The following is a 25,048-nucleotide window of genomic DNA, read 5'->3' on the forward strand; positions in this document are numbered from 1 at the left end:
CTTTGTGATGACACAAGTTTAAGTATCTATTTGAACATCGTCTGCTTTGATCTATCCACGCCTTTTAGTTTTTAATTATAGTAGTGATAGGGGATTGAATTGGTATCTCTAACGTTCAACCTTTATGATATGAGCACTTTTATGATAGCAGGTCGATATAGTGGCAAGACTTTCACAACGTGCAATGAACAATGTGGTCATCGTTGCCATGTTGATCATGATTGCTTTGTTTAATATAGACAGTTTTCTTCCTAAGAAGGGAGCGTCCGAGTTTCGCAGTTTATTGCCACAAAACGCCTATCTGTTGAAGATAGAGCATGATGGGAACCAGCTAATACGACAGGGGCAGCAGTGGCTTCAGCGTACCGTTGAGCACACGCCGTCAATAAGCCCAGAAGCGCAACTGCTAGGTTGGCAGAATGGCATATTACAACGTGCTCCGTCGGTGGCAAGTGAGGTAGCTGGAGAAGAGCCTCTAGTTGTTGTTGTTTGGCTGGCCGGTGAAGAAAATGGCCGCGTTTACGGCTTTTATCCACGCTCTTCATCTACTCTCGTCGAAGTCGATAATGCCTGGTATACATTACAAGAGGTTAGTTTAGATACACTACTGCCATGGAAAAAGTAAATGCCTGAGTTACCGGAAGTTGAAGTTAGCCGTTTAGGTGTATCACCGCATCTCATCAACAATACAATCGACAATATTATTGTTCGAGAACGGCGCATGCGATGGCCTATACCTGACGACGTCTCGTTAGTGGTAGGGCATAAAATCAATGATGTTAAACGAAGAGCCAAGTATCTGCTAATTGAAACCGATGTGGGCAGCTTGGTACTGCATCTGGGCATGTCTGGCAAGCTAAGGGTTATTGACGCGTCTACTCCGCTGATAAAACACGATCATGTCGATATTGTATTAAACACAGGCCTATGTTTACGTTTAAATGACCCTAGGCGCTTTGGCGCAGTGTTATTCCAAGCCCCCAATGCAGCATTGACGCTTTTTAATAACTTAGGCCCAGAGCCGCTTACTGACGCGTTTGACGATAATCGTCTCTTTGCATTGTCGCGAGGTAAAAAAAGCCCGGTAAAAAGCTTTATTATGGATAACGCCGTAGTGGTAGGTGTGGGGAATATTTATGCCAACGAGGCTTTGTTTTTAGCCGGTATCGACCCTCGAAGACAGGCAGGGCGAATTAGCGCTGAGCGATATAAGCGCTTAACTGAAAACATTAAGCTCGTGCTTGCAAAGGCAATCACGCAAGGTGGAACTACACTTAAAGACTTTGCTCAGACTGATGGTAACCCGGGTTACTTTGCTCAGCACCTTAACGTTTATGGTAAAAAAGGCGAAAACTGTGAAGTGTGTGGAAACATGATCCAAAGCAAAGTGATTGGGCAGCGAAACACTTTTTTCTGTCTTCATTGTCAGCGCTAACTTATAAAGCTGAGCTTTAAAGATTATTTCTTTCCCAATCGCTCTCGCAGTGCGGCTTCTACTACGGGATGACAAAATCCGTCTACGGCACCTCTATGAAGCGCAACTTCTTTTACCAGTGTTGAAGAAATAAATGAGTTTTCTTCTGCTGGGGTGAGGAAAATACTCTCTAGCTTCGGGTTCAGTCGTCTATTCATATTGGCGAGTTGAAATTCATACTCGAAATCTGATACTGCACGTAGCCCGCGAATAAGTATGGTGGCGTTTTGTTCATCGGCAAAGTCTGCAAGCAAGCCTGTAAAACCAACTACTTCTACATTCGCTAAATCTGCTGTGACTTGCTTAATCATCTCTACCCGCTCTTCTAATGTGAAAAGAGGCTTTTTACTAGGGTTAGAAGCAATGGCAATAATAACGTGAGAAAACAATTTAGAAGCGCGTTCGATTAAGTCGGCATGACCGTTTGTTATTGGATCAAACGTTCCCGGGTAGAGTGCTCGTGTATGCATATTGTTAAATCTTTTAGTTGTGTAGTCAGAGTGATTTACGGCACTAATGTATCACAGTTAATGCCTGAACAAACCAGGCCAAGCATGACACCCTTTGCATTCAACTTATTACTTTCACCTCATAGCATTGAGTGATAGCCATCGAGGCAATACTGCCAATCATCAAAAGACCAATGAAATATAGGGTTTTTGTTTTTCTCTTTTTGTAGTGAGCGCAATAGTCTGTCTAAGTTACTCGTTTTCCAGTGATGTCCTTTGCGTTTGCGACAACGGTCAAAATCAATCAGCCATATTTGTTGGTCATCATCCATCATGATATTACGAATATTTGCATCGTGATGGTGAACCTGACACTTGTGCATAGCTGCCATGGCTTCGCCAACGCTGCGCCATAGGTCTTTTCCTAATGGCTTTTGGCATAAAACGCGATGCAAATCTTGGCTGTTGGGAATTTTTTCGGTAATAAGGTCACCTCGGTAAATTACCCCTCGGCGATGGATGCGAGCCGCAACCGGAAGGGGGACCTTTAGACCTTCTTTTCGCATAGCAGCCAGCAGCCTAAACTCTTCGAATGGCCGTGAGTGCTCTACACCAGTGAACAGATACTGATCGCTTAGCACTTTGCCAATCATTCCGCCGCGTTGGTAGTGCCTTAATACCCACTGATGATGGTTGTGTTCAATAAACAGGGTAGTGCCGCGGCCTTTTGCTTTACCGGTAATTTTATTTTGAAACTGCCAATATTCGGGCGTGAAAGTGTCGATGCCAAGTTCTTCATCGAGGGCATCACTAATGGCGTCATCGTATAGAAAGTGGTGTCCGGCACCTAGGTCTCGTCGTATTATCGCCATGTTTTTCACAACTTATGGTAAATTTAACATTCTAACGATTTATTTAAGTTTTTCAGCAATGAGAGAGCGCTAAGTGGGAAAAAAGATTTGTTTAATGCGTTTATCAGCCATTGGCGACGTGTGTCATGCCGTGGCGATGGTCAATCGAATCCAAACAGCGTGGCCTGATACTGAAATTACATGGGTTATCGGTAAAGTTGAATACCAGTTAGTTAGGCTTATGCCCAATATTCGTTTCATTATTTTTGACAAAAAACGTGGAAAGGCGGCTGTAGACGATCTTAAACATGCGGTTAAAGACGAGGTATTTGATGCGCTACTGATGATGCAAGTGGCGCTTAGAGCTAACTTAGCGTCTCGGGTAATCAATGCAAAGCTGCGCATTGGCTTCGATTGGACACGCAGTAAAGAACTTCATTGGTTATTTGCGAATAAGCGTGTAGCAAGTAGGAAGCATGCCCATGTTTTAGACGGTTTCATGGATTTTGCAGATGCACTCGGCGTGCCCAGTGTAGAGAAGCTGAAATGGGACATTCCAGTGTCTGACGAAGATAAATTATGGGCGCGTCAACAAGCTCAAAAATTAGGTAAGTATATCGTTATTGCCCCAGCTGCTAGCAAAGCCGAACGCAATTGGTTGCCAGAACGATACGCGAGTATTGCTGATTATATTCAACAACAAAATGTAAATGTAATACTCTGCGGCGGCCCAGGAAAGCTCGATAGAGAGACTGCTGACGCCATTAAGCACCATGCAGCCACGGAGTTACAGGATTTCACGGGAAAAACGTCGCTTCATCAGTTGCTTATGTTACTTAAACACGCAGATTTAGTTATCGCACCAGATACTGGCCCTGCACATATGGCGACCACCGTTGGCACCCCTGTTATTGGGCTTTATGCGCATTCAAACCCTCTTAGAACAGGCCCATATAATAATCTTGATGATGTTGTGTCCGTTTATAATGAATGCATAGAAGAGCAAAAAGGCAAGTCATGGCGCAAGCTACCGTGGGGGATAAGAGCAAAAGGCAGCCACCTAATGGAAAGAATTTCCATCGAACAAGTAAAAGAAAAAGTTAGTGGCTATATGGTTTAGCTTGCTTTTTTCTGGGTAAATTGTTCAGCTTGTAACTACACTGTGTTTAGCAACCTTAATTGCTCTATTTCTCTAAAATAAAGTTGAATATTTCAACAAGCACAGTGCTTTTTATTTCATTAAAGACTGTTGCTCAACAACAGGGAGCTGTTACCAAATGAAAACGCCCTTGATAAGGCGGCTCGTAGAGTCTTTTTCTCTTATTTCTTATCGTACTTTTCTTGTTGTTATGACAATAATTATGACTTCGTCTTTTTTACATGCGGCGGAGTTAAAAGTAATGGCTCATGACAGTGTCACCGTGTCTCAGCTTAATCGTTCTGAGCTGCGACAAATATTCACAGGTCATCGCCAATACTGGCAAGACGGAACAAAAATCACCGTATTTGTATTGCAAGACAGCGACGAACTACATCAGCAATTTTGTAGAGACATCTTACAGATGTTTCCTTATCAGCTATCTCGGTTATGGGATCAATTAACCTACTCGGGGCAAGGCGTTACACCTGTACGGGTATCAACATATAACGCTTTAATAAAAGCGCTCGAGTCAACAGAGGGAGCTATTGGTTATGGCGACAAAAACGACATTGTTAAACTTCGTCGCATAGAGGTAGAAGAAAAATGAAAGTATTGGTTTGTTTTTCGCTGCTTGTAAGCAGTTTTACTGCTCTCTCTGCTCAGTCAGATTTTTCTTGGCATGGATATGTTTCTCAAGGGCTAACGCAGTCTAGAGACAGCAGTTTTATCACCGACAATAACGCTGTTACTGCAGAACTCACTGAAATTGGCATTAACGGCTTATATCGACTGTCTGAAAATTTATCTATTGCTGGGCAAATAAACTATCTAGATGGCGGCAACCGGTTTGAGCAAGGCACACGTCTTGACTATCTTTTTGTCGACTGGAAAATTCCTGATTTGGGCGCAGGGTGGCAAGCCCACATTCATGCAGGACGCTTTAAAAACAGACACTGGCTTTACTCTGTAACCCGGGATGTACCGCAAACCCGTTACACCGCTGTGCTTCCTCAGTCGGTGTATTTCGATGGCTTTCGCGATATTGCGTTAGGCAGTAACGGTGTATTAACCAGTTTTACCCATTTTGGGGAAAACAATATATGGGAAATAAATTGGAGCTATGGTCGTTCTCATATAAACGATGCGCAGCGGAATTTTTTGTTAGGTGAGGAAGCAAACGGTAAGGCGAAGCAAGATTTTGTGCATCAGGCGAGCGTGTTTTGGCAGCCATCATCCATGACATGGAAGGTGGGAGTGAGTTGGCTCAATTCTGATTTTAGCTATACACCTGCAGCGCAAGATAATCGTCTTGCGGGTAATGCAAACATAGAGAGGTTCATGCTATCTGCACAATATTTTGCAGAGCAGTGGGAATTCTCCATGGAGCTTCTCTCTGAAACTCAACATAGCAAAGGGCTTTTTGCACCAGACTTTGATCAAAAGCGCCGAGGGCAAGGCGGTTTTGTCCAGCTCAGATATCTATTTAACAGTGAGTTAAGCGGATTAGTTGGTTACGACACCTATGATAATGATCGAAACGATAGAGATGGAAAGTTGTTAGAGCAGTCTACTGGCGGTGCTGTCCCTGCTTACTTTGGTTATCAAGACACAACGACTATAGGGCTGCGCTGGGATATTGCTCCAAAATGGAGGCTGCAGGGAGAATATCACTGGGTTGAAGGCGCTACGCGCGTCGTCAGTCTTCTCAACCTGAATGTTGCAGAGCAGGCTGATAAAAACTGGGATATGTGGTCTCTGCAACTGATGTATTGGTGGTAGAGATACCATGAAGGTTCAAGTATCTTTCACGACTAAGACCATCACCATACTGTTGGCGATGGTCTTAACCGTGACTATTGTTGTCTCCGCACTACTAATTAAAGAGTCGGAAGCTAGCTTATTGCTTCAGCAGCGAGAAAGCCAAGTCAGCCATCAACGTCGAATTCAACTTTTTGAAGAAGTGCTGCACAACCGCATGATTAACCTTATTGATGTGGTGAGTCAGCAAAGAGAGCTTCAATATAAAAGTCTTGATGAACTAAAACGCACGCTGGACAATCTGTCTGACTATTTTACCCTCAATTTTCAGGTCGAAGAGCTAATACTTTTCGATGAGGCAGGTCCTGTTGGACAAAGTGTCAATCAATCACGCCAGGCTGTGGAGCAACTTGTCAGAGCAACCCGAAATAACATAGAAAGCCGCTCTACTATTTTTTGCGCCAAGGTGTGCACGCACTACATGTCTATTCCACTAATGAGTAGCAATGACACTATCCCGGTTGTGGTGGTTTCGACATCTTTACGCGAACTACTTTATTTATTTAACCGAGCCGCCGGTGTGCACAAGGTGGCAATCGTGAAGCAAGGCACTGATAAAAGCAGCCAAGCTGCATTATCTATTGCTAGCCAGCTTTCTGCGGCAAATCGTCAATATATAACGCAGGTGTTCGATAGCTTACCGCCTGACTGGTCTATTAATCGCCTAACCAGCAGAGGGGTTAATATCACTCTTGGCGAGCAACAGTTGCTGATAAGTTTGCTGCCGTTTTCGAAAAGTAATGCAAACCGCCCGTACCTTTTGTTGGTGCAAGATGTGACGGCTGTTGTTCAGCAAACTAAACAATATCAGGCGGTAGTTGTTGGTTCGGCTATCGTTTTATTCCTCATTTTTACCATTCTGCTCTACCTCTTTTTGAACGGTTATAAAAAGCGGTTGCTTTCTATTAGTGAGCGGCTCCCCTTGTTAGCCGATCACAAGTTTTATGAATTCCATGCCGTGGCCGCTAAGCAGAAACGCTTATCAAACGTAACCTTTGTCGATGAATTAGATGTGGTAGAGAACGCTGCCAATAATTTAGCGAAACAGCTCGAAGATTTTGACGGTCAAATGGCTATCAACACAGCAAAGCTAGAAAAAATGGCCATGTTCGATGCGCTTACGGGGCTTCCCAACCGAAACATGCTTACGTTTCAGATTGAAAAGCAACTTGCCCGTTCTTTTCGTGATGAAAAGCTAGTGGCACTCATGTTCATGGATTTGGATGATTTTAAAAAAGTAAACGATAGCCACGGTCACGATGTAGGCGACGCGCTGCTCAAAGCTGCGGCAATGCGAATATCCCGCCCCATTCGAGAGAGTGATATCGCATCGCGATTTGGTGGAGACGAGTTTGTGGTGTTGCTTTCTGATATTGAGGAGCGCACCCAGGTCGATGATATTGCCAACAAGCTAATCAATGAATTCGCTACCCCTATTATTATCGAAGGGTACAAGTTTTATATTTCAGTAAGCATTGGAATTGCTATAACGAGCCATTCTCAAGCTAGCCCTGTTGAATTATTGAGGCATGCAGATATTGCCATGTACGCGGCAAAATCTAAGCAAGGTGCAGCTTACAGAGTGTATGAAGCTAAAATGAACCTGGCCGTAATGCAAAAGGTCGAGCTAGAGTCTGAAGCTCGAGAAGCGCTGAGAGAAAACCAGTTTAGTCTGGCGCTACAGCCTCAAGTAGCCATGAAATCAGGTAAAGTGATAGGCTTTGAAGCCTTACTGCGTTGGTACCACCCGACCAAAGGTGCTATTTCGCCAGCAGACTTCATTCCGCTTTTAGAAAATACCACCTTTATGCTTGAACTAGACTATTGGGTAATAGCGAGAGCCTGCTCACTGATTCAGGAGCTGGGTCACAGTGGTTTCCCTGACATTAAGGTAGCAATAAATGTATCGGCCGGTCAGTTTATCGACCCCAGCTTACCTGACTATTTACAGCAACAGATCGAACGTAACGAAATAGCGCCCGAGCAAGTGTGTCTAGAACTGACAGAGACGGTGTTAGTGTCGGATATAAAGCGAGCGAGAGATATTATGCAAACCATTCGCAATATGGGGTGCATGTTGGCCATAGATGATTTTGGGACAGGATATTCGTCATTGAGCTATCTTAAGTCTCTGCCTGCAGACTATATAAAAATTGACCGCTCCTTTGTGTCAAATATTACCAATGATACCGACGACCGCAATATCGTTAATTCCACTGTGTCTATGGTACGTAACATGGGTATGCAGGTGGTTGCCGAAGGTATCGAGACACAAGCTCAATATGACTTACTGTGTGATTTTGAATGCGATTATGGTCAGGGTTACATGATTAGCAAGCCAATTCCAGAGCATCAGGTTTGGAGTGTATTAAATAAGTATGTTGAAGGTGGATATTGGAAACTTTCAAAGTCGACCGGCACTACTAGCTAACTTTCATCCAAAACTCGAGTCTGGCCATCGTGATTACTACCATCTTGATTACTATAAGTGTGCTAAATAATTTACACACTTCATCGGCTTTCCTATGAAATAGAACGTATCACTGTATACCCCTCACTAGGCTTTTACTAAAATACACTTTTATTTATTTCGGAGAACGGCATGTCAGCGGCATTTATTTCGCATTTGCAATCGCAAATTGAAGCCACCAAGCAAGATGGTTTATATAAAAAAGAACGCGTGATCACTTCTCAGCAGCAAGCTGATATTGATGTTGCTAACGGAGACCATGTCGTTAACTTCTGTGCCAATAATTACCTTGGCCTCGCAAATAACGAACAATTAATTGAAGCGGCCAAGCAAGGCTTAGATACGCACGGTTTTGGCGTTGCATCGGTAAGGTTTATCTGCGGCACGCAAGACATTCACAAGCAGCTAGAGTCATCTATAAGTGAGTTCTTAGGTACCGAAGATACTATTCTTTACCCATCATGCTTTGACGCTAACGGCGGCCTGTTTGAAACTATTCTAGGCCCCGAAGATGCTATTATTTCAGATGCGCTCAACCACGCAAGTATCATTGATGGCGTCCGTTTGAGTAAAGCAAGACGCTACCGCTATGCAAATAACGACATGGTTGCATTGGAAGAGCAGCTAATTAAGGCAAACGAAGAAGGCGCCCGTTTTAAGGTTATTGCAACTGACGGTGTGTTTTCTATGGACGGTGTGATTGCCGACCTTGCCTCTATTTGTGACTTGGCAGGCAAGTACGATGCTATGGTAATGGTAGATGACTGCCACGCTACAGGTTTTCTCGGGGAAAATGGGCGAGGTAGCCACGAATACTGCGGTGTACTTGACCGCGTAGATATCATAACCGGTACACTTGGCAAAGCATTAGGCGGTGCTTCAGGCGGTTACACGTCGGGCAAAAAAGAAGTGGTTGAATGGTTGCGCCAGCGCTCTCGCCCTTATCTTTTCTCTAACTCAGTTGCGCCACCTATTGTTGCCGCATCGCTTAAAGTGTTTGAAATGATGAAAGATGGCGATGAACTGCGAGCAAAACTGTGGCGCAATGCAGAGCATTTCCGCAATCGTATGGAAGAGGCTGGTTTTACGTTAGCAGGCAAAGATCACGCTATTATCCCAGTCATGCTAGGTGATGCTCGCTTAGCGAGCGAAATGGCCGACAAGCTGCTTGAAAAAGGCGTGTACGTTATTGGCTTTTCTTACCCAGTAGTGCCAAAAGGACAGGCTCGTATTCGTACGCAAATGTCAGCTGGCCACTCTCTTGAACACGTCGATAGAGCGATAGACGCGTTTATTGAAGTGGGCAAAGAAATGGGAGTCATAGCATGAAATCATTAGTAAAAGCGAAGGCTGAGCGGGGCATTTGGTTAGAAGACACGCCAAAGCCAGAAGTAGGCCATAACGACTTACTGATCAAAATTCGCAAGACCGCCATTTGCGGAACCGATATGCATATCTACAACTGGGATGAATGGTCTCAACAGACTATTCCTGTACCTATGGTCGTTGGTCACGAGTACGTGGGCGAAGTGGTAGGCATGGGACAGGAAGTCAAAGGCTTTGACATTGGCGACCGAGTATCTGGAGAAGGTCATATTACCTGCGGCCATTGCCGAAACTGTAGAGCTGGGCGCAGACATTTGTGCCGCAATACAGAGGGCGTTGGCGTAAACCGTCCTGGTGCGTTTGCTGAATTTTTGGTTATTCCTGCGTTCAACGCGTTTAAAATTCCTCATAACATTAGCGACGAACTGGCATCTATCTTTGACCCGTTTGGCAATGCAGTGCATACCGCACTCAGCTTCGACCTTGTAGGCGAAGACGTGCTTATAACAGGTGCTGGCCCTATAGGCATTATGGCTGCAGCAGTGGCTAAGCATGTTGGCGCCCGACACGTGGTTATAACAGACATCAACCCATACCGTTTAGCGTTAGCTGAAAAAATGGGCGCCAGCCGTGCTGTCGATGTATCTAAAGAGAATTTGCAAGATGTCATGGACAGTCTGGGCATGACCGAAGGCTTCGACGTGGGTTTAGAGATGTCTGGTGTACCAGTAGCTCTGCGCGATATGCTCAATAAAATGAACCACGGCGGTAAGGTGGCAATGCTTGGTATACCACCAAGCGATGTGGCCATTGATTGGAACCAAGTTATTTTTAAAGGCTTAGTGATTAAGGGTATCTACGGACGAGAAATGTTCGAAACCTGGTATAAAATGGCAAGTTTGCTGCAAAGCGGGCTAGATTTGTCGCCCATAATCACTCATACCTACAGCGTTGATGACTTTCAGAAAGGTTTTGATACCATGGGCTCTGGGCAATCTGGAAAAGTTATTTTGGACTGGCAATCATGACCACGTTTTCACACATTAGTGTACAAGATGTCGCTGACTTTAAAGGCGATGTATCTATAGTCGATATTCGCGACCCGCAGTCTTATGCCAATGGGCACATACCTAATGCAAAGCCGTTAAATAACGATAATTTTTCTGAGTTTGTAGAGCAGACTCCGAAAGACAAACCCGTGGTAGTGGTGTGTTATCACGGTGTGAGCAGTCAACAAGCCGCCCAAGTTATTGCTCAGCAAGGTTTTGAGACTGTCTATAGTATGGATGGCGGTTTCGAAGCGTGGCGTTTAGCCAATCCTGTCGACACAGAATAGTTCCAGTAAAAAGGTGCCTTGTGCACCTTTTCTTCTCTTCCTCCTATTTACTAATGACGTAATACCTATATGGTGTTTACAGTATTCCTTTGTGTTTTGGAGTTATTCTTAGATGGACCATCCGCTCATTGCCTTTAATCAGCAAAGCGCTGCGCATTTACTCGCTAATTACCTTAATAGCCAAGGTATCCACTCTTCCGTCTCCGAGTCTGGCTCATCGCAAAAATCATCGTCTGAATTTATAGTTGTGCTCAAAGATGCTGAGCAAACCGCTCAAGCTGAACTCATTGCTAAAGACTTTCTTGCCAACCCAACACACCCTAAATATCAGCAAGCCGCATGGGATAGCGGCCAAAACGTAAAGCTGGCATCCTCTGGTAGCAGTTTTTCTGTTGGTGAGCTTTTCGCAAATGCTGTTTCAACCCCGTTTACGTCGCTTATTTTTATGTTGTGCGTATGTGTCTATGGAATTTTTAAGTTAGGGTTATTCGCTCCTTTTCCCCAACAGCTGCTCATGCAGCCCTTTGGTTTGTTGGCTGAAAATAACCAATGGTGGCGTTTGTTAGGCCCTGCGTTTATTCATTTCAGCATACTGCATATTGTGTTTAATCTTTTGTGGTGGAGCATGCTCGGCGCCAAAATTGAGCGTACGTTTGGCGTATCAATGCTGTGCATTGTGTTCGTTGTATCGGCAGTTGTATCAAACGCAGCACAAGCCTTATTTAGCGAGCCTGTTTCGTCCAACATATTTTTATTTGGTGGTTTATCTGGTGTGGTATACGCCGTAATGGGCTTTGTGTGGTGGTTAGGGTGGTTGCGACCGCAATGGGGGCTATCGTTGCCTAATTCCATTGTTGGTTTTATGTTGGTGTGGTTGGTATTGGGCTACGCAGATATTTTATGGGTCAATATGGCTAATGCAGCCCATACAGCTGGTTTGATAACAGGGTGCTTGTTAGCCGGCGTATTAAGCTTAGGGTCTGGAAAATCTAAATAAAGCCGGCAGCGTCAGTCTCTTAATCGCCCTGATAAAGATACTTTGTGAAGATCACGTTCTTTACTACTTCACCGCCAGTTTCTTGCTTCATGTGCTCTTTAAGCGCTTTTAAAAGTGCTAGGCGAATGTCTTCGCGCCCTTTTAACGACTTCACTTTTTCGGCGGGTTGTTGACCAAAAATTTCGATTGCCGTAGAGCGCAGAAGAGGCATGTGATGTTCAGCAATTTCCAGCTGGTCTACATCGTATATCATCAATTCAACTTGAACGCGCACATAGCCTAACTTGCTAGAACTATCGCTTATATAGTTTGTTACAATCTCGGGTTCTAGGCCAATGTAGGCAAACTGTGATTTTTCTTGAGCCTGAGCAGAAAACGATACGCTTAATAATAACGTGCTTAACGCTAAACAATGTAAAATGAAAGACTTGGGCATGGTGAAAACCGAAAAGTGATAAAATTTTGATCAGCCTTATTGTAGCAAAGCTGCGCCTAAACGCACTACTGCAAAAGTAGTACACCACTACAAAGGTGCGAATAGCACAAAGCCCTTTGTTTATGTTCTACAACATCTTACGCTTATTAACTATGTAAAGTTTAGCGTTGAAGGCAATTACAGTGCATAAATAAATGTTATCATGCAAAAAGACTAAGAAAGAGAGTGTGTTGAAGTGAGCTTTACCGCTACATTCCCTGTTGGCCTTACTGTTGAATGGATGCCTCCAGAAGACGCAAATATACCCAATGTAACCTTAAAAGATTGGCTGTTAGATACGGGCTCGTTAACAGATAGAGTACAGTCGCTTTGTAATAGCTTCTCGTTGCGCTTGTTAGGTCAAGAAGTGTTAACCCCTCACAAAAATGAGCTATCTCTACTGCAAGGGAACAAAGAGACCCATCATCAGGCCACTTCTTACCAAGTACGAGAAATCCTTTTGTGCGATAACGACAGTCCTTGGGTGTTTGCCCGCTCTGTTATCCCCCAAGCCATTATAGACGCCGAGTTATCAAATCTAGGCCGTGAACCTTTAGGAAAGCGGTTATTTAATGATAAACGTTTTTTACGGTCGGAATTTCAGGTGTGTAAGCTGTCGTCGGCACAAGCTACCCAGTTAGGAGGCGATACTAGCCATAGCTTGTGGGGTAGACGTTCTGTATTTACTTTTGAAGCTCACCACCTAATAGTGGCTGAAGTTTTCCTGCCCCCGTCGCCAGTTTATGCCTCAAATGGCGTATATTTGTAGGTCATTAATGAGTGAGAAGTGGACATGAAACAGTATAACTGGAGCGCATATGCTCGCTTAATGCGCTTAGACAAGCCCATTGGCTTTTACCTTTTACTCTGGCCAACTCTATGGGCATTAATTATTGCTTCACAGGGGTTACCATCGCTCGGTATTACCGCTATTTTTATCGCGGGAGTGATTGTTATGCGCTGTGCAGGGTGTGTTATTAATGACTATGCCGATAGAAAGGTTGATGGAAGTGTAAAGCGTACCGCTGCTCGGCCCCTAGCTACAGGTGAGGTGACGTCAAAACAAGCGTTGCAGCTTTTCGCTTTGCTCATTGCCATTGCGTTTGTCCTGGTTCTGTTTTTAAATTGGCAAACCATAGCGCTATCTGTGGTGGCACTGTTACTTGCTGCTTCATATCCCTTCATGAAACGCTACACGCATTTGCCACAGGCTGTTTTGGGTGCCGCATTTGGGTGGGCTATCCCCATGGCATTTATGGCGGTATTAGAAACTGTACCTGCCTATGGCTGGTGGTTGTTTATAGCCAACCTCACTTGGACAGTTGCTTACGATACTATGTACGCCATGGTAGACAGAGACGACGACCTTAAAATTGGAGTGAAGTCTTCTGCAATATTATTTGGCAAGCACGATGTCACTATAGTTATGCTTTTAGAGGCAGTTACTCTTACTATTCTGTGGGGCGTTGGTTTAGCGATAGGGGCCGCATGGCCATACTTTGTGTCTGTTTTAGCAGCTGGTTTATTATGTGTAAGGCATTACCAACTAATAAAACGCAGACAGCGCGAGGGCTGTTTTACTGCGTTTTTGGAAAGTCATAAAGTCGGTCTTTGTATAACCATCGGACTAGCGGCGAATTATTTATTTTTCGTTTAACTGGCTTTCAAGCTCGGTAATACGCGCTTCCATCATATCCAGTTTTTCACGTGTTCTAATGAGCACCTGGCTTTGAATATCAAATTCTTCGCGTGTGACTAAATCGAGTTTCGACAGCTGCGACTGAAGTACTGTTTTTACACGTGATTCTGCGCCTTCGGCCATATTTTTTACGCCTGGCGGTACAGCATCTGCAATCTGTTTTGCTAACTCTTCTAGTTTTTTCGGATCCAGCATGGAATTCCCTTATAATACACAGCTCAAAATAGTCATTCTATTCTATCGGTATCGACACGACATGCAATGAAAACCGTGAACCGCAAAATTAGCTAGCCGGTCTAGGCCGTTTATTACGCGTATCTTTTTACAGGTATCTTTGCACTACGTTTGACTGATGACAAAATCAACGTGATTTATTCGTCACCGACGACTATTAACTCTGCTTTAGGAACACAATGAAACTCAATGATGCTCAAGAATCTGCTGTTACCTACGTATCTGGCCCGTGTTTAGTATTAGCAGGGGCTGGCAGCGGTAAAACACGAGTCATTACAAATAAAATCGCCCATTTAGTTCGCAACTGCGATATGCCGGCACGCTATATCGCGGCGGTAACGTTTACTAACAAAGCTGCTCGTGAAATGAAAGAGCGGGTGGCTCAAACCTTAGGAAAGCCCGAGGCAAGAGGGTTAAAAGTATCTACATTTCACACGTTAGGTTTAAACATAATTAAATCGCATGTGAAAGATTTGGGCCTTAAGCCGGGGTTCTCGCTCTTTGATGATAAAGACTCCATTTCTCTGCTTACTGACCTTACAGCCGACACGCTTGACGGCGACAAAGACCAATTAAAACTGCTGCAAAGTTGTATTTCTAATTGGAAGAACGATCTTATTTTGCCCGATATGCTGCTTAAACAAGCCACAAGCACGGGAGAAAAAGAGTTTGCAGAAGCCTACCGGCGCTATCAAGATAACCTTAAAGCTTACAACGCATTAGACTTCGACGACCTTATATTGCTGCCCACTTTATTGCTGAAAACAAGCGAAGAAATAAGGACAAAGTGGCAAAATAAAATACGCTATCTACTGGTTGATGAATATCAAGATACAAACACCAGTCAGTATGAGTTAGTGAAGCTGTTGGTAGGCGAGCGCTCTCGATTTACCGTGGTGGGAGACGACGACCAATCTATTTATTCATGGCGCGGTGCGAAGCCTCAAAATCTAAACCTATTGCAAAAAGATTTTCCGCGCCTAAACGTTATTAAACTTCAGCAGAACTATCGTTCGTCTGGACGCATATTGCACTGTGCAAATATTCTCATTCAAAACAATCCGCATTTATTCGATAAAACCCTATTTTCTGAGCTTCATTACGGCGAACCTTTAAAAGTGATTGAAGCAAAAAACGAAGAGCACGAAGCGGAGAGGGTTGTTGCCGAGCTGCTGGCGCACAAGTTTATGAACCGTACAAAGTTTAAAGATTACGCCATTCTTTATCGCGGTAATCACCAAAGTCGTTTGTTCGAAAAGTTACTCATGAGTAACCGTATTCCCTACAAAATAAGTGGGGGCATGTCATTCTTCGGTCGCACTGAAGTGAAAGACATCATGGCTTACCTACGGCTTCTGGTAAACCAAGACGATGACAATGCGTTGCTGCGGGTAATTAATACGCCGGGGCGGGGTATTGGTAGAGCTACCTTAGAAAAGCTGGGTAACTTTGCAAATAGCCTGGGGGTTTCGATGTTCGAAGCTGCTACGCACAATAACTTAAATAGTGTGCTGCCGGATAAAGCATTTCATTCGGTGTCAGGCTTTGCGCGCTGGATTGTTGAATTGTCTGATAACGCTGAGCGTGGAAATACGGTAGAGGCAGTGAGAAGTATGATCCGTACCATGGGGTACGAAGAGTGGTTATACGAAACTAGCGCAAGTCCTAAAGCTGCGGAAATGGCGATGGCTAACGTAAGTACACTGTTTGGTTGGGTGAACGATATGTTAGAGGGGAACGATCTCGACAGCCCCATGACGCTAAATGAAGTGGTAAATCGCTTAATACTTCGCGACATGATGGAGCGGGGAGAAGAAGACGGTGAAAGCGACCAAGTTCAACTCATGACGCTACACGCGTCTAAGGGCCTTGAGTTCCCCATTGTATTTTTAGTGGGTATGGAAGAGGGCTTACTACCTCACCAAAGCAGTGTCGATGAAGATAATGTAGAGGAAGAGCGCCGTTTAGCTTACGTAGGAATAACCCGAGCGCAACGAGAGCTTATCTTTAGTTTGGCAAAAGAGCGCAGGCAGTTTGGTGAAGTTATTCAGCCCGAGCCAAGTCGATTCTTATTTGAATTGCCCCCAGACGATATCCAGTGGGAAAATCAAAAACCAAAAGCGACAAAAGAAGAGCGCCAACAAAAAGCGCAGGTAGGAATTGCAAATTTACGGGATATATTAGGTAAAAAATAAAAAAGTAAATGTTTACTAACTACGAAGCGCAGAGCGCAGAGAAGTGTACAGTTACTCGGTGACCTTAGACATATCCAGTACAGTTGCGCGTTCAAGCGCTTTGCCCTGTCCGTAAACACAATCAATGTCGTTAAGAGCATCAAGCTGAGATTTAGCGTCTACACCCTCAGCGATTACACTGAATTTTAAATGCTCAGAAATCAACATGACAGACTGAATAAGTTTTAGGTTACGTTGTGATCGTGGTAGGGATTTAACAAATCGATGATCAATTTTAATGAAGTCGAAAGGGTAGGCAAATAAATAGCTAAGAGAGGCTAAGCCGCTACCAAAGTTATCTAATACCAAGGTGACACCAGCGCGCTTAAGCTTTTTAATGGCTGGGAGTATAAACTGCGAGCGACGATTTAAATCATTTTCATCGAACTCAAACACCAATTGCTTGGCTTTAACGCCTTGCTCTGCAATAACTTCGGTCATTCGATTGACCATAGAGGGCTGTAATAGATGATTTATTGAAACGTTTACAGCAATACGCTCTATAGGAGTATCGGTAGACTCATAACGCTTAATTAATTCGCACGCTTTTGTCAGCTGAAAGAGATCCAAATCAATCGTTAGCCCGCTGTGTTCTGCAACTTGCCTAAATTGCTCTCGCGCAATTTTCCCGTAAGTGGGATGAGACCAGCGAATATACATTTCTCTATACAGAGTGGTTTTATCACCAAGATTGACTACCGGCTGTAAAAAGTAATCAAACTCTTCATCTCTTAGTGCTCGTCTAAACTCATTCTCTAGCTCAAGCTCTTCAATTAACCTTTCACGCATGCTCTTATCGAACATTACAAAGCGCCCACGGCCCAGTGTTTTTGCTTGATACATGGCGGCATCTGCATCGCGCAACACTTCATCAGCGGCATTGTAGTAACTTTGAATGTGAGCAATACCAATACTTGCTCCAGAGTACATTTCTCGACCATCCAGTAAAAACGGCTCTGAAATAGACGAAATAATGCGACGAGCTACTTCTTCTACATCGCTACTGTCTTCAAAGTTATCCAATAAGACAACGAACTCATCACCGCCTAAGCGGGCCAATAAATCATGGCCGCGAATGCAAAGCGCAATGCGTTTCGACACTTCAATTAAAAATTCATCGCCAGCGTGGTGACCTAATGTATCGTTAATTACTTTAAAGCGGTCTAAATCGATAAATAGTACCGCAAACATGTTTTCGCTATAACGCTGCTTGCTAGCAACGGCTAATTCTAAGCGGCTAGTAAACATGGCTCGGTTGGGTAAGTCGGTAAGAGAGTCGTGATGAGCGTCGTGAATAAGCTTTAATTCAATTTCTTTACGTTCATCAATTTGCTGCTGTAAAAAGCTGTTAGCGCGGTTTAATTCAGCAGTGCGCTCTTTTACTCGCTCTTCTAACTGAAGATTATACTTTTGAATTGCCTCGGTGTTGCTCTTGCGCTCCATAGCCACAGCAATATGGTGCGAAACAAAGCGCAAAAGTTCTTGGTCTCTCGCAGTATATTTGGCGTGCTTACCATAAGTTTGTACTGCGATCACACCGGCAATATCGCCATCTACAACTAGCGGTGAGCCCAGCCAAGAGTTAGCACTCTTAAGCATTTTCTGAGCAACGGTAACGTCTAGTTCACCGCTTTCAGCCAATTGTAAAACGCGAGGCGGGTTTATTAATTCCGCTTGACCAGTGCGAAGCACAAACTCAGTTAAACCACGACTCATTGGCCTTGAATTTATACTGGCCTGATTAGTATCACTGAAGTAAGGAAACTCTAGTTTGTTCTGCTCTTTATCTACAATAGCGATGTAACAGTTTGGCGCACTAATAAGCCTGGCGAGAATTTCATGCAGACTTGAATAGAAGACGTTCATATCGCCTTCAAGGTTGGCCGCTAACTCTGATATTTCAAATAACGCCTGCTGCAGCGATTCTACTTTTTGGCGTTCAAGAATTTCTTCTTGTAAATCGTCGTTAGTTCGTCTCAACTGTCGCGTGCGATCACGAATAGTGCGTTCAGTAAGCTCTCTGTTTTTAACTCTATCAACAGTGGTTACAATGTGTTGAGACACGAACAACAGAACCTCAAGGTCTTCTTGCGTGTAGTGAACACCTTCATCGTAGGTTTGAACTACCATAGCCCCTATAACTTGGCTTCCACGTTTAAGTGGTACGCCGAGCAGTTCAAAAGGCGGAGAGCCAACAAGTTTAAACCCTAATTCCTTGGAAAGAGATTGCTCTTCGTCACGCTTGTAAAAAAGGTGGTTACCCGACTTAAGAATATAGCCGGTCATGCCGTCCATTAACGATTCCGCGGGAAGCTGGTGAACCGTTTGTTCGTCAAATTCATCAACGAAATAAGAAAAGTCGACAACATTGCTTTCGGGGTCGTAAAAGGCTACAAAGAAATTGTCTGCGTTCATAAAATCGCCAATGATTTCATGAATAGACGTGTAGAGGTGGTTTAGGTTACTAACTGAACTGGCGAGTTCGGAAATATCAAAAAGCGCTTTCTGAACACGTTCAGCGCGCTTGTACTTATCTGTAAGCTGTTGAAGCTGCGGTATAAGTTCCCGCAGTTCTTCTTCAGACAGCTCAGATTGTGTCGAATTTGATGACATTCCACTCGCCAATATAAAACTAACATTTTATGTAGCGGAATAACTTACCTCATCCACTGAAAAAACGCTAATTTTTCAAACAACTTAAACTAAAGCAGACTAGTTTAAATTCCTTCGATCATATACTCGATAGCGGCTTTAATATCGTCTTCTGAACAGTTGCCACAAGTACCCATTGGAGGCATAGCGTTGATGCCGTTGATAGCATTTTGCCAAACGCCGTCTAAGCCGCGCTCATCAAGGCGTGGTTGCCAATCTGCTGCTACCTGTAATTTGGGTGCGCCAAGAACGCCTGCGCTGTGACACGCAACGCAAGCAGAATTGTAAATGTCTTCACCAGATTTTGCTCCGCCTGCCGCAGCAGCGTCGCCTTGTGCTGCTGCGCCTGCAACATGCACTTTACCTAGTGGTTTAATACGATCTGCAATTTCATCGTTACTCATTTCTTGTGCTTGTGCTGCAAAAACAGTAAGCGCTGTAGCAGCAACAGTTAACCAAGTCTTTAATTTCACATCTGTCTCCAGGCAATGATGAATTTGTTTAAAATATAACTCGCCAGATTATAACGGTAATTGGCGGTTGAACAACTATTAGAATCCAATTACCTATAAAAAGTAAGGATTTTTAACAATTGGGCTTTGGTAAAATAAAAAGAAAAGAACAAATTAGTTGATGCTCGCCGTAGCCCTAAGTATCATACGCCCCGTTTGCAACGTGTGATTATTAACATACATTAATATCTGCAAACGTCTTTAATGCACCTGTAGCTCAGCTGGATAGAGTGTCGGCCTCCGAAGCCGAAGGTCGCGCGTTCGAATCGCGCCAGGTGCGCCATTTCTTCTGTTTAGTTCAAACAAATCATCGTTTTCACTTTTCAACTGCCACTACCTAAACTTCGTTCACCAGCCACTTAATCACGTTGCCTATGGCGAAGGTAGAATGATAGTTAGAACAAATGGTATAGCCACGGCCTGGCGATGTTAAGCTTGGGCCGAGTGGAACAAGCTTTCCTTCTTCAATGAATGAGGTAATTAAACCTTTCCAGCCAAGACATAATCCTTGCCCAGCTACAGCGGCTTCAACAATTAATGGAAAATTGTTATAGCGAAACCCAATAGGATTATTTGAAGGTTTAATGCCCACGCCCTTCGACCAGCTTTTCCAGTTTGGCCAGCGCGGATCATCAACATCCTTATGTAGCAAAGGAAAGTCACTTAAATTGTTAAGCGCTTGGCCAGGCTTTAAACCTAGTTTTTTGGCAAGGTCGGGTGAGCACACAGGAAACACCTCTTCCTTAATCATCATATGCTCATATTCATACTTACCCGCTAAGCTTGAATAGTGAAAAACAATGTCGGCTTGGGAAGCTATTAAATCAGATAAGCTATTTGTCGGCTGTATTTCAAATAAATAGTCGGGAAAGGCTTGCTGTAAACGCTGCAATCTTGGCATTAACCAATGAAAAGCGAATCCAAAATAAGCACTTATAGATATCTTGGTTCTGAAATCGTTGAAATCATGTTTTGCACTATCTGTTGCCCGCAAGATGGTCGCCAGAGAGCGTTCTATTTCATTATGGTACTTTGTGCCAGCCATAGTAGGTGTTGTTGGCTTGTTTTCCCGGTTTATCAGTACACCGCCCAATACTTCTTCTAACGCTCTAATTCTTTGTGATACAAGCGGTTGGCTTATGCCTAGTTCTTCGGCTGCAAGTGTCATAGAGCCATGTTTAACAGTGGCGTCAAAGGCAATAAGGCTGTGTAGTGTTGGTGACTCTTTGCGCTGCTTCATAATGAATTTGCATGTTTTCCATAAGCCTTAGCTACTGTTGTGCTAAAGCGAATTGCTTGATACTCGCAGCCTGACATTTCACAGAGGAAAAATCAAAAATGCAACAGGTGCAAACACTCAATTACCACATAGATGAGCAGCAAGTTCGCGTTCTGGCCTCCATCGATGGCAAAGAAATTTCATTACCCGCGCTGTGGCTAAGAGAGCGTTGTCAGGATACGGAAAACGTGGATAAGACAACTAAGCATCGCCTGTTCGATCCGCATCAACTCGATACAGATTTAGCGCTTACGCGGGTGGAAAAGAAAAGTGAACTACGCGCTAGCTTAACTTTTAGCGACGGTTACAGCGGTGAGTATGATCTCAGCGAATTTAATGCCGATTTTGACCACCTTGATGGCGCTCCAGCCCCTCGCCCCTGGAAAAGCGATATCGATAAGTCTGTTTTTCATGTGGATTATCATTCGTTGCATTCAGATAAAGGGCTTATTGCAGGTATTGAAAAGTTTCTTACCTACGGAGTAATAATAGTTGATAACGTACCCCAAAATCTTGATGCCACTATTGAGGTTGCGGAGATTTTTGGCCACGTAAGAGAAACCAACTTTGGTAAGTCTTTTGAAGTATATTCACGCCCTAATTCAAGCGACTTAGCCTATCGCTCGGTGCCACTTGGGCCGCACACCGATAACCCTTATCGCGACCCAATGCCGGGTATTCAGCTATTGCATTGCCTACAAAACCAAGCGGGCGAAGGCTTATCTACACTGGTTGATAGTTTGTCTGTTTTAGAGCAACTAAAGAAAGAGCAGCCCGAGGGCTACAAAATGTTAAGTGAAGTGCCGGTTCGCTTTCGTCATTTCGATAGCGAAGTCGATTTAGTGGAGCGACGCACCATTATTGAGTCGGACGCTACCGGAAAAGTAACCGGCATTGCCTATAGCCCGCGTTTAGATAATTTGCCTTTGCTGAACGATGGCGATCTTATTACCTTTCACAATGCGCGAAAACGTTTAGGGCAACTATTAAGCTCGCCAGAGTTTGAATGGAAGTTCTGCTTACAGCCAGGTCAGCTGCAGATGTTTCACAATACCCGCGTGTTACACGGTAGAACAGGTTTCGATCCGAATAAAGGATTGAGACACTTGCACGGTGCTTACATCGATTACGATGCACCAAAAGGTCGTTATAAATTGTTGAAGCAAAAAATGAGTGGTCAGTAATAGGAGGTTATATGGAAACCGTATCTTTTAAACAAATGAAAGAGGGTACCAAAGAAGAGTATCTATTTCTGAACAAGCACGAAGATGACTTTGCTAAAGGCCTGCCCGATAGGATCTTAAATGCCCTGCAGCAGTTAGAAAATACGCTCTCTGGTTATCAGGTGTCGCGTCTGGAGCATTCGTTGCAATCGGCCACTCGGGCTGAAGAAGATGGTGCTGATGATGAAATGATAGTGGCTGCGCTAGTTCATGATTTGGGCGACGATTTAGCACCTCATAATCATGCACAATTTGCAGCGGCTATTTTACGTCCCTACGTGCGCCCCGAAGTGACATGGGTGATTAATCAGCACGGCTTGTTTCAAAATTTCTATTACGCCCACCATCTTGGCGGCGATCCGAACGAGCGTGAATATTTAAAAGACCACCCTTGGTATCAGTCGTGCGTGGATTTTTGTGAGAAATGGGACCAGGCATCATTCGACCCTGATTATCCTACTAAGCCCCTGTCTCACTTCGAGCCAGTCGTGCGCCGCATTTTTACTCGCCCCGCGTTCGACCCACAATACGTGGGCAATCAAACCATGGGGAAAAGCGCGGTAGATATAGCAATGTCTGGAAAAAGCAGCGCTTAGTTTAACTGCAGCCCCTTAAAAATTCAGTAGAGCCCGTGATTAAACGCGTTAATAACGGGCTCTAATCAAGGGTATCAGCAGCAGGTAGCGTGATGATAAAGCAAGTGCCTTTACCTACCTCACTGTCAATGGTTATTTCACCGTTATGGCTTTCAATAATGCCATGACTTATGGCTAAACCAAGCCCTGTACCTGCGCCAATTTCTTTTGTTGTGAAAAACGGTTGAAACAGTTTGTCGATATTTTTAGCGGGAATTCCGCAGCCGTTGTCTCTAACTCTTACCTGTACAGTGTTATCCGTTTCTTCTATATCAATATCAATCACACCGTTTTTTTCAATGGCCTGCACTGCGTTTACGAGTAGATTTACAAATACCTGACTTAGCTCTGTTAAGTTACCATTTACATAGCAATCGTCACCGGGTTCATAATGTAAGGCAGCATTATGTTTTAATTCGTTATTAACCAAAGAAATAGCTAAGTTAATGGCAGATTGAACAGACATTCTATCTTGTGTTGAATCTGAAGGATGAGCAAAGCTGCGTAACCCTGCTACGGTTTTGCTTACTCGCCTAGCACCATCAACACTTTCATGAATAAGCGGCGGAATGTCTTCTGACATAAACGCTAAATCATCCCAATTAATACTGGATTGCGTTAAATTTTCTATCTGATTTTTATCTTCAGGTGATAGTTTTGACAATGCGGTTACTAGCGGAATGATGCTTTGCATGTAGGCATCGAGGCTAGACAAGTTACTGAGTAAAAAGCCAATGGGGTTATTAATTTCATGGGCTACACCAGCAGCAAGGGTACCAATAGAGGCCATTTTTTCCGATTGAAGCAACTCTTTGGTGCGTTGGTCTACCAAAGATTCAAGGTGCTCTGCACTGGCCTTAAGGTCTTTATTTAGTTTCCTGACATCCTCGTACATGCTTTCTTTTAGCTGAAGTGTACCGATGTAGAAATTAATGGGGTCGTGATTAACAAAATCAGTGAGCGACAATCCCATTTCTGCCAGCTTACCCATCTCAGTAAGCTGTGGGTAACCTATAAAGTAATACCCGGTAGGAATTTGGTAAAACGCTCCTCCAAACACAAAGTTGGTATTGCCGGTCGGGCAAATAGTGACTAATTGACCGTTAAACATGGTGAGGAATTGCTTGCTTACGGGAATTTTGGGCGTAAGCAATGTAAAAGCTTCTAGCAGCGGCTTGTTTTCGCAAAGTTGACTGCATATTTTTGCAAACGCTGGAGAGAAGCTCTTAATATTAAGCTGTTGGTCTAGCTCAAATTGGAATGTTTGAATTTGCAAAACTCTTCCTACATGAAATTAATCCGGAACGTACTAAATGGTGTGTCTTCATCTTTTGTTTTAACCTGAGTAACTGCAGCAGGCTCTTCAAAGTAATTACACACGCCTATTAGCAAACCTTCAACAAAGGGCTCCAAGCCCTCTCTACTAGAATAATAGTGAATGGTAATACTTCCGTCATCGTTTTTTTCGCATAAAAAAGAAGGTGGGACCAGCTCTTTAAGTTGTGCAGAAATGACTTGGTGCATACTGTTCAGATTTGATAGGAATTCAAATGCTCCCCCCGATACCAGAGAATACATAGAATGGTAACTGCCTTGAGAGGTTTCTTTTACCCAGTCTTCTCCCATTTGACGTAAAAAAGTGGCTAGATCGACACCCAAGTAAGTTATGGAGGCACCCACAAGCCCAAAAGTTACGTCATCGCTGTAGGGCTGCATTTCAATAAAAGAGGACTCATAGTCGTCGAGCGACTGTTTGATCTCGTTCCACGCCTGCTCGCCATAACGGTTTATTACCGTAGTTGAAATAAACTTGTTTACCATGCCGTACATAAAAATACTCCCTACTTAAACTTTATAAAACATAGCACAGCGCTAAAAAAAAGAATGTAATTCAAAAGTAGCGGGCTTAATTGTCAGGCTTTTTTACAAAGCAATCATCAGAATAAGTGAGCTTATCTAATTGCTTGAAATTTATTGCTTTTTTTGTTGGCGTGTTTATTGCTAAAAATTTTTCTAAACATTTACATAATAAAAAATTTATTTACAACAAGGAACAATGGAATGAAGTTGAGATATTCACTAGCATCGCTGTGCTTTTTAACTCTTTCAATGCAAGTGTCCACTTCCCCATTAATGACACAGTTCTAAACTAGAGTTTTCCAGTTTTTCTCGGTAAGCTGCCGGAGGCAGGTTACCGAGACTTTCATGTGTTCTTTCTTCGTTATAATCCAGTCGCCAGAACC

At 43.7% G+C, this 25,048-nt stretch carries 24 protein-coding genes and 1 tRNA gene; 16 read left to right on the plus strand and 9 right to left on the minus strand.

Features of this window, described 5'->3' with window-relative positions:
- The first annotated feature begins 160 nt into the window (after positions 1-160).
- On the plus strand, positions 161-625 hold the full coding sequence (locus GTW09_RS17140) for a hypothetical protein (protein WP_163112840.1): 465 nt from the start codon (positions 161-163) through the stop codon (positions 623-625).
- Complete coding sequence (mutM, locus tag GTW09_RS17145) at positions 626-1,435, plus strand: bifunctional DNA-formamidopyrimidine glycosylase/DNA-(apurinic or apyrimidinic site) lyase (RefSeq protein WP_163112841.1); 810 nt, start codon at positions 626-628, stop codon at positions 1,433-1,435.
- A gap of 23 nt (positions 1,436-1,458) precedes the next feature.
- Here the strand turns inward: mutM and coaD are convergent, their stop codons facing one another.
- A complete protein-coding gene (coaD, locus tag GTW09_RS17150; protein WP_071978177.1) occupies positions 1,459-1,944 on the minus strand; it encodes a pantetheine-phosphate adenylyltransferase in 486 nt (161 codons plus the stop codon).
- A gap of 119 nt (positions 1,945-2,063) precedes the next feature.
- The gene (locus GTW09_RS17155; protein WP_203565818.1) at positions 2,064-2,795 is read right to left on the minus strand and encodes a 3-deoxy-D-manno-octulosonic acid kinase; all 732 of its coding nucleotides are present in this window, start codon (positions 2,793-2,795) and stop codon (positions 2,064-2,066) included.
- A gap of 94 nt (positions 2,796-2,889) precedes the next feature.
- Here GTW09_RS17155 and GTW09_RS17160 point away from each other — a divergent pair, with 94 nt between their 5' ends.
- The 8 genes from GTW09_RS17160 (at position 2,890) to glpG (ending at position 11,862) form a co-directional block, all read left to right on the plus strand.
- Positions 2,890-3,894: a glycosyltransferase family 9 protein gene (locus tag GTW09_RS17160; RefSeq protein ID WP_163112843.1), complete on the plus strand. Its 1,005-nt coding sequence runs from the start codon at positions 2,890-2,892 to the stop codon at positions 3,892-3,894.
- 157 nt (positions 3,895-4,051) lie between these two features.
- The gene (locus tag GTW09_RS17165; RefSeq protein ID WP_163112844.1) at positions 4,052-4,522 is read left to right on the plus strand and encodes a hypothetical protein; all 471 of its coding nucleotides are present in this window, start codon (positions 4,052-4,054) and stop codon (positions 4,520-4,522) included.
- Positions 4,519-5,694, plus strand: coding sequence for a TonB-dependent receptor (locus tag GTW09_RS17170; protein WP_163112845.1), 1,176 nt, complete (start codon positions 4,519-4,521; stop codon positions 5,692-5,694). Before GTW09_RS17165 ends, GTW09_RS17170 begins: the two co-directional genes overlap by 4 nt.
- Before the next feature lie 7 nt (positions 5,695-5,701).
- Complete coding sequence (locus GTW09_RS17175) at positions 5,702-8,164, plus strand: putative bifunctional diguanylate cyclase/phosphodiesterase (RefSeq protein WP_163112846.1); 2,463 nt, start codon at positions 5,702-5,704, stop codon at positions 8,162-8,164.
- A gap of 171 nt (positions 8,165-8,335) precedes the next feature.
- Entirely contained in the window at positions 8,336-9,532 is a 1,197-nt protein-coding gene (locus GTW09_RS17180; RefSeq protein ID WP_163112847.1) for a glycine C-acetyltransferase, read from the plus strand.
- Entirely contained in the window at positions 9,529-10,557 is a 1,029-nt protein-coding gene (gene tdh, locus GTW09_RS17185; RefSeq protein ID WP_163112848.1) for an L-threonine 3-dehydrogenase, read from the plus strand. Before GTW09_RS17180 ends, tdh begins: the two co-directional genes overlap by 4 nt.
- Complete coding sequence (gene glpE / locus GTW09_RS17190; protein WP_163112849.1) at positions 10,554-10,865, plus strand: thiosulfate sulfurtransferase GlpE; 312 nt, start codon at positions 10,554-10,556, stop codon at positions 10,863-10,865. Before tdh ends, glpE begins: the two co-directional genes overlap by 4 nt.
- 112 nt (positions 10,866-10,977) lie before the next feature.
- The gene (glpG, locus tag GTW09_RS17195; protein ID WP_163112850.1) at positions 10,978-11,862 is read left to right on the plus strand and encodes a rhomboid family intramembrane serine protease GlpG; all 885 of its coding nucleotides are present in this window, start codon (positions 10,978-10,980) and stop codon (positions 11,860-11,862) included.
- A gap of 19 nt (positions 11,863-11,881) precedes the next feature.
- Here glpG and GTW09_RS17200 read toward each other — a convergent pair whose 3' ends face one another.
- The gene (locus GTW09_RS17200; RefSeq protein WP_163112851.1) at positions 11,882-12,298 is read right to left on the minus strand and encodes a flagellar basal body-associated protein FliL; all 417 of its coding nucleotides are present in this window, start codon (positions 12,296-12,298) and stop codon (positions 11,882-11,884) included.
- 235 nt (positions 12,299-12,533) lie between these two features.
- Here GTW09_RS17200 and GTW09_RS17205 point away from each other — a divergent pair, with 235 nt between their 5' ends.
- The gene (locus tag GTW09_RS17205) at positions 12,534-13,106 is read left to right on the plus strand and encodes a chorismate lyase (RefSeq protein WP_163112852.1); all 573 of its coding nucleotides are present in this window, start codon (positions 12,534-12,536) and stop codon (positions 13,104-13,106) included.
- Positions 13,107-13,130: 24 nt separating this feature from the next.
- On the plus strand, positions 13,131-13,994 hold the full coding sequence (gene ubiA / locus GTW09_RS17210) for a 4-hydroxybenzoate octaprenyltransferase (protein ID WP_163112853.1): 864 nt from the start codon (positions 13,131-13,133) through the stop codon (positions 13,992-13,994).
- Here the strand turns inward: ubiA and ubiK are convergent.
- Positions 13,980-14,231 (minus strand): ubiquinone biosynthesis accessory factor UbiK, encoded by a 252-nt coding sequence (ubiK, locus tag GTW09_RS17215; protein WP_163112854.1) that lies wholly within the window; start codon positions 14,229-14,231, stop codon positions 13,980-13,982. The genes ubiA and ubiK overlap by 15 nt on opposite strands.
- A gap of 218 nt (positions 14,232-14,449) precedes the next feature.
- Here ubiK and rep point away from each other — a divergent pair, with 218 nt between their 5' ends.
- A complete protein-coding gene (rep, locus tag GTW09_RS17220; protein WP_071978189.1) occupies positions 14,450-16,465 on the plus strand; it encodes a DNA helicase Rep in 2,016 nt (671 codons plus the stop codon).
- A 51-nt stretch (positions 16,466-16,516) separates the two neighbouring features.
- On the opposite strand, the gene GTW09_RS17225 is transcribed toward rep, so the two are convergent.
- Both GTW09_RS17225 and GTW09_RS17230 read right to left on the minus strand, forming a co-directional pair.
- A complete protein-coding gene (locus GTW09_RS17225) occupies positions 16,517-19,117 on the minus strand; it encodes a sensor domain-containing phosphodiesterase (protein ID WP_163112855.1) in 2,601 nt (866 codons plus the stop codon).
- 104 nt (positions 19,118-19,221) lie between these two features.
- On the minus strand, positions 19,222-19,629 hold the full coding sequence (locus tag GTW09_RS17230; RefSeq protein WP_071978191.1) for a c-type cytochrome: 408 nt from the start codon (positions 19,627-19,629) through the stop codon (positions 19,222-19,224).
- A 245-nt stretch (positions 19,630-19,874) separates the two neighbouring features.
- Here GTW09_RS17230 and GTW09_RS17235 point away from each other — a divergent pair.
- Positions 19,875-19,951: transfer RNA gene (locus GTW09_RS17235), tRNA-Arg, on the plus strand.
- Positions 19,952-20,005: 54 nt separating this feature from the next.
- Here GTW09_RS17235 and GTW09_RS17240 read toward each other — a convergent pair.
- The gene (locus GTW09_RS17240) at positions 20,006-20,908 is read right to left on the minus strand and encodes a LysR substrate-binding domain-containing protein (protein WP_163112856.1); all 903 of its coding nucleotides are present in this window, start codon (positions 20,906-20,908) and stop codon (positions 20,006-20,008) included.
- A 98-nt stretch (positions 20,909-21,006) separates the two neighbouring features.
- On the opposite strand from GTW09_RS17240, the gene GTW09_RS17245 reads away from it, so the two are divergent.
- Both GTW09_RS17245 and GTW09_RS17250 read left to right on the plus strand, forming a co-directional pair.
- Positions 21,007-22,131, plus strand: coding sequence for a TauD/TfdA family dioxygenase (locus GTW09_RS17245; protein ID WP_203565819.1), 1,125 nt, complete (start codon positions 21,007-21,009; stop codon positions 22,129-22,131).
- An 11-nt stretch (positions 22,132-22,142) separates the two neighbouring features.
- Positions 22,143-22,766: an HD domain-containing protein gene (locus GTW09_RS17250; RefSeq protein ID WP_163112857.1), complete on the plus strand. Its 624-nt coding sequence runs from the start codon at positions 22,143-22,145 to the stop codon at positions 22,764-22,766.
- Positions 22,767-22,827: 61 nt separating this feature from the next.
- Here GTW09_RS17250 and GTW09_RS17255 read toward each other — a convergent pair whose 3' ends face one another.
- Positions 22,828-24,081 carry a sensor histidine kinase gene (locus GTW09_RS17255; protein ID WP_163112858.1) on the minus strand — a complete coding sequence of 418 codons (1,254 nt, stop codon included), beginning with the start codon at positions 24,079-24,081 and terminating at the stop codon, positions 22,828-22,830.
- Between the two features lie 8 nt (positions 24,082-24,089).
- Complete coding sequence (locus GTW09_RS17260; protein ID WP_163112859.1) at positions 24,090-24,635, minus strand: heme NO-binding domain-containing protein; 546 nt, start codon at positions 24,633-24,635, stop codon at positions 24,090-24,092.
- Between the last annotated feature and the right edge of the window lie 413 nt (positions 24,636-25,048).

Source organism: Alteromonas hispanica, from assembly GCF_010500915.1.
GTDB classification, from domain to species: Bacteria; Pseudomonadota; Gammaproteobacteria; order Enterobacterales; family Alteromonadaceae; genus Alteromonas; species Alteromonas hispanica.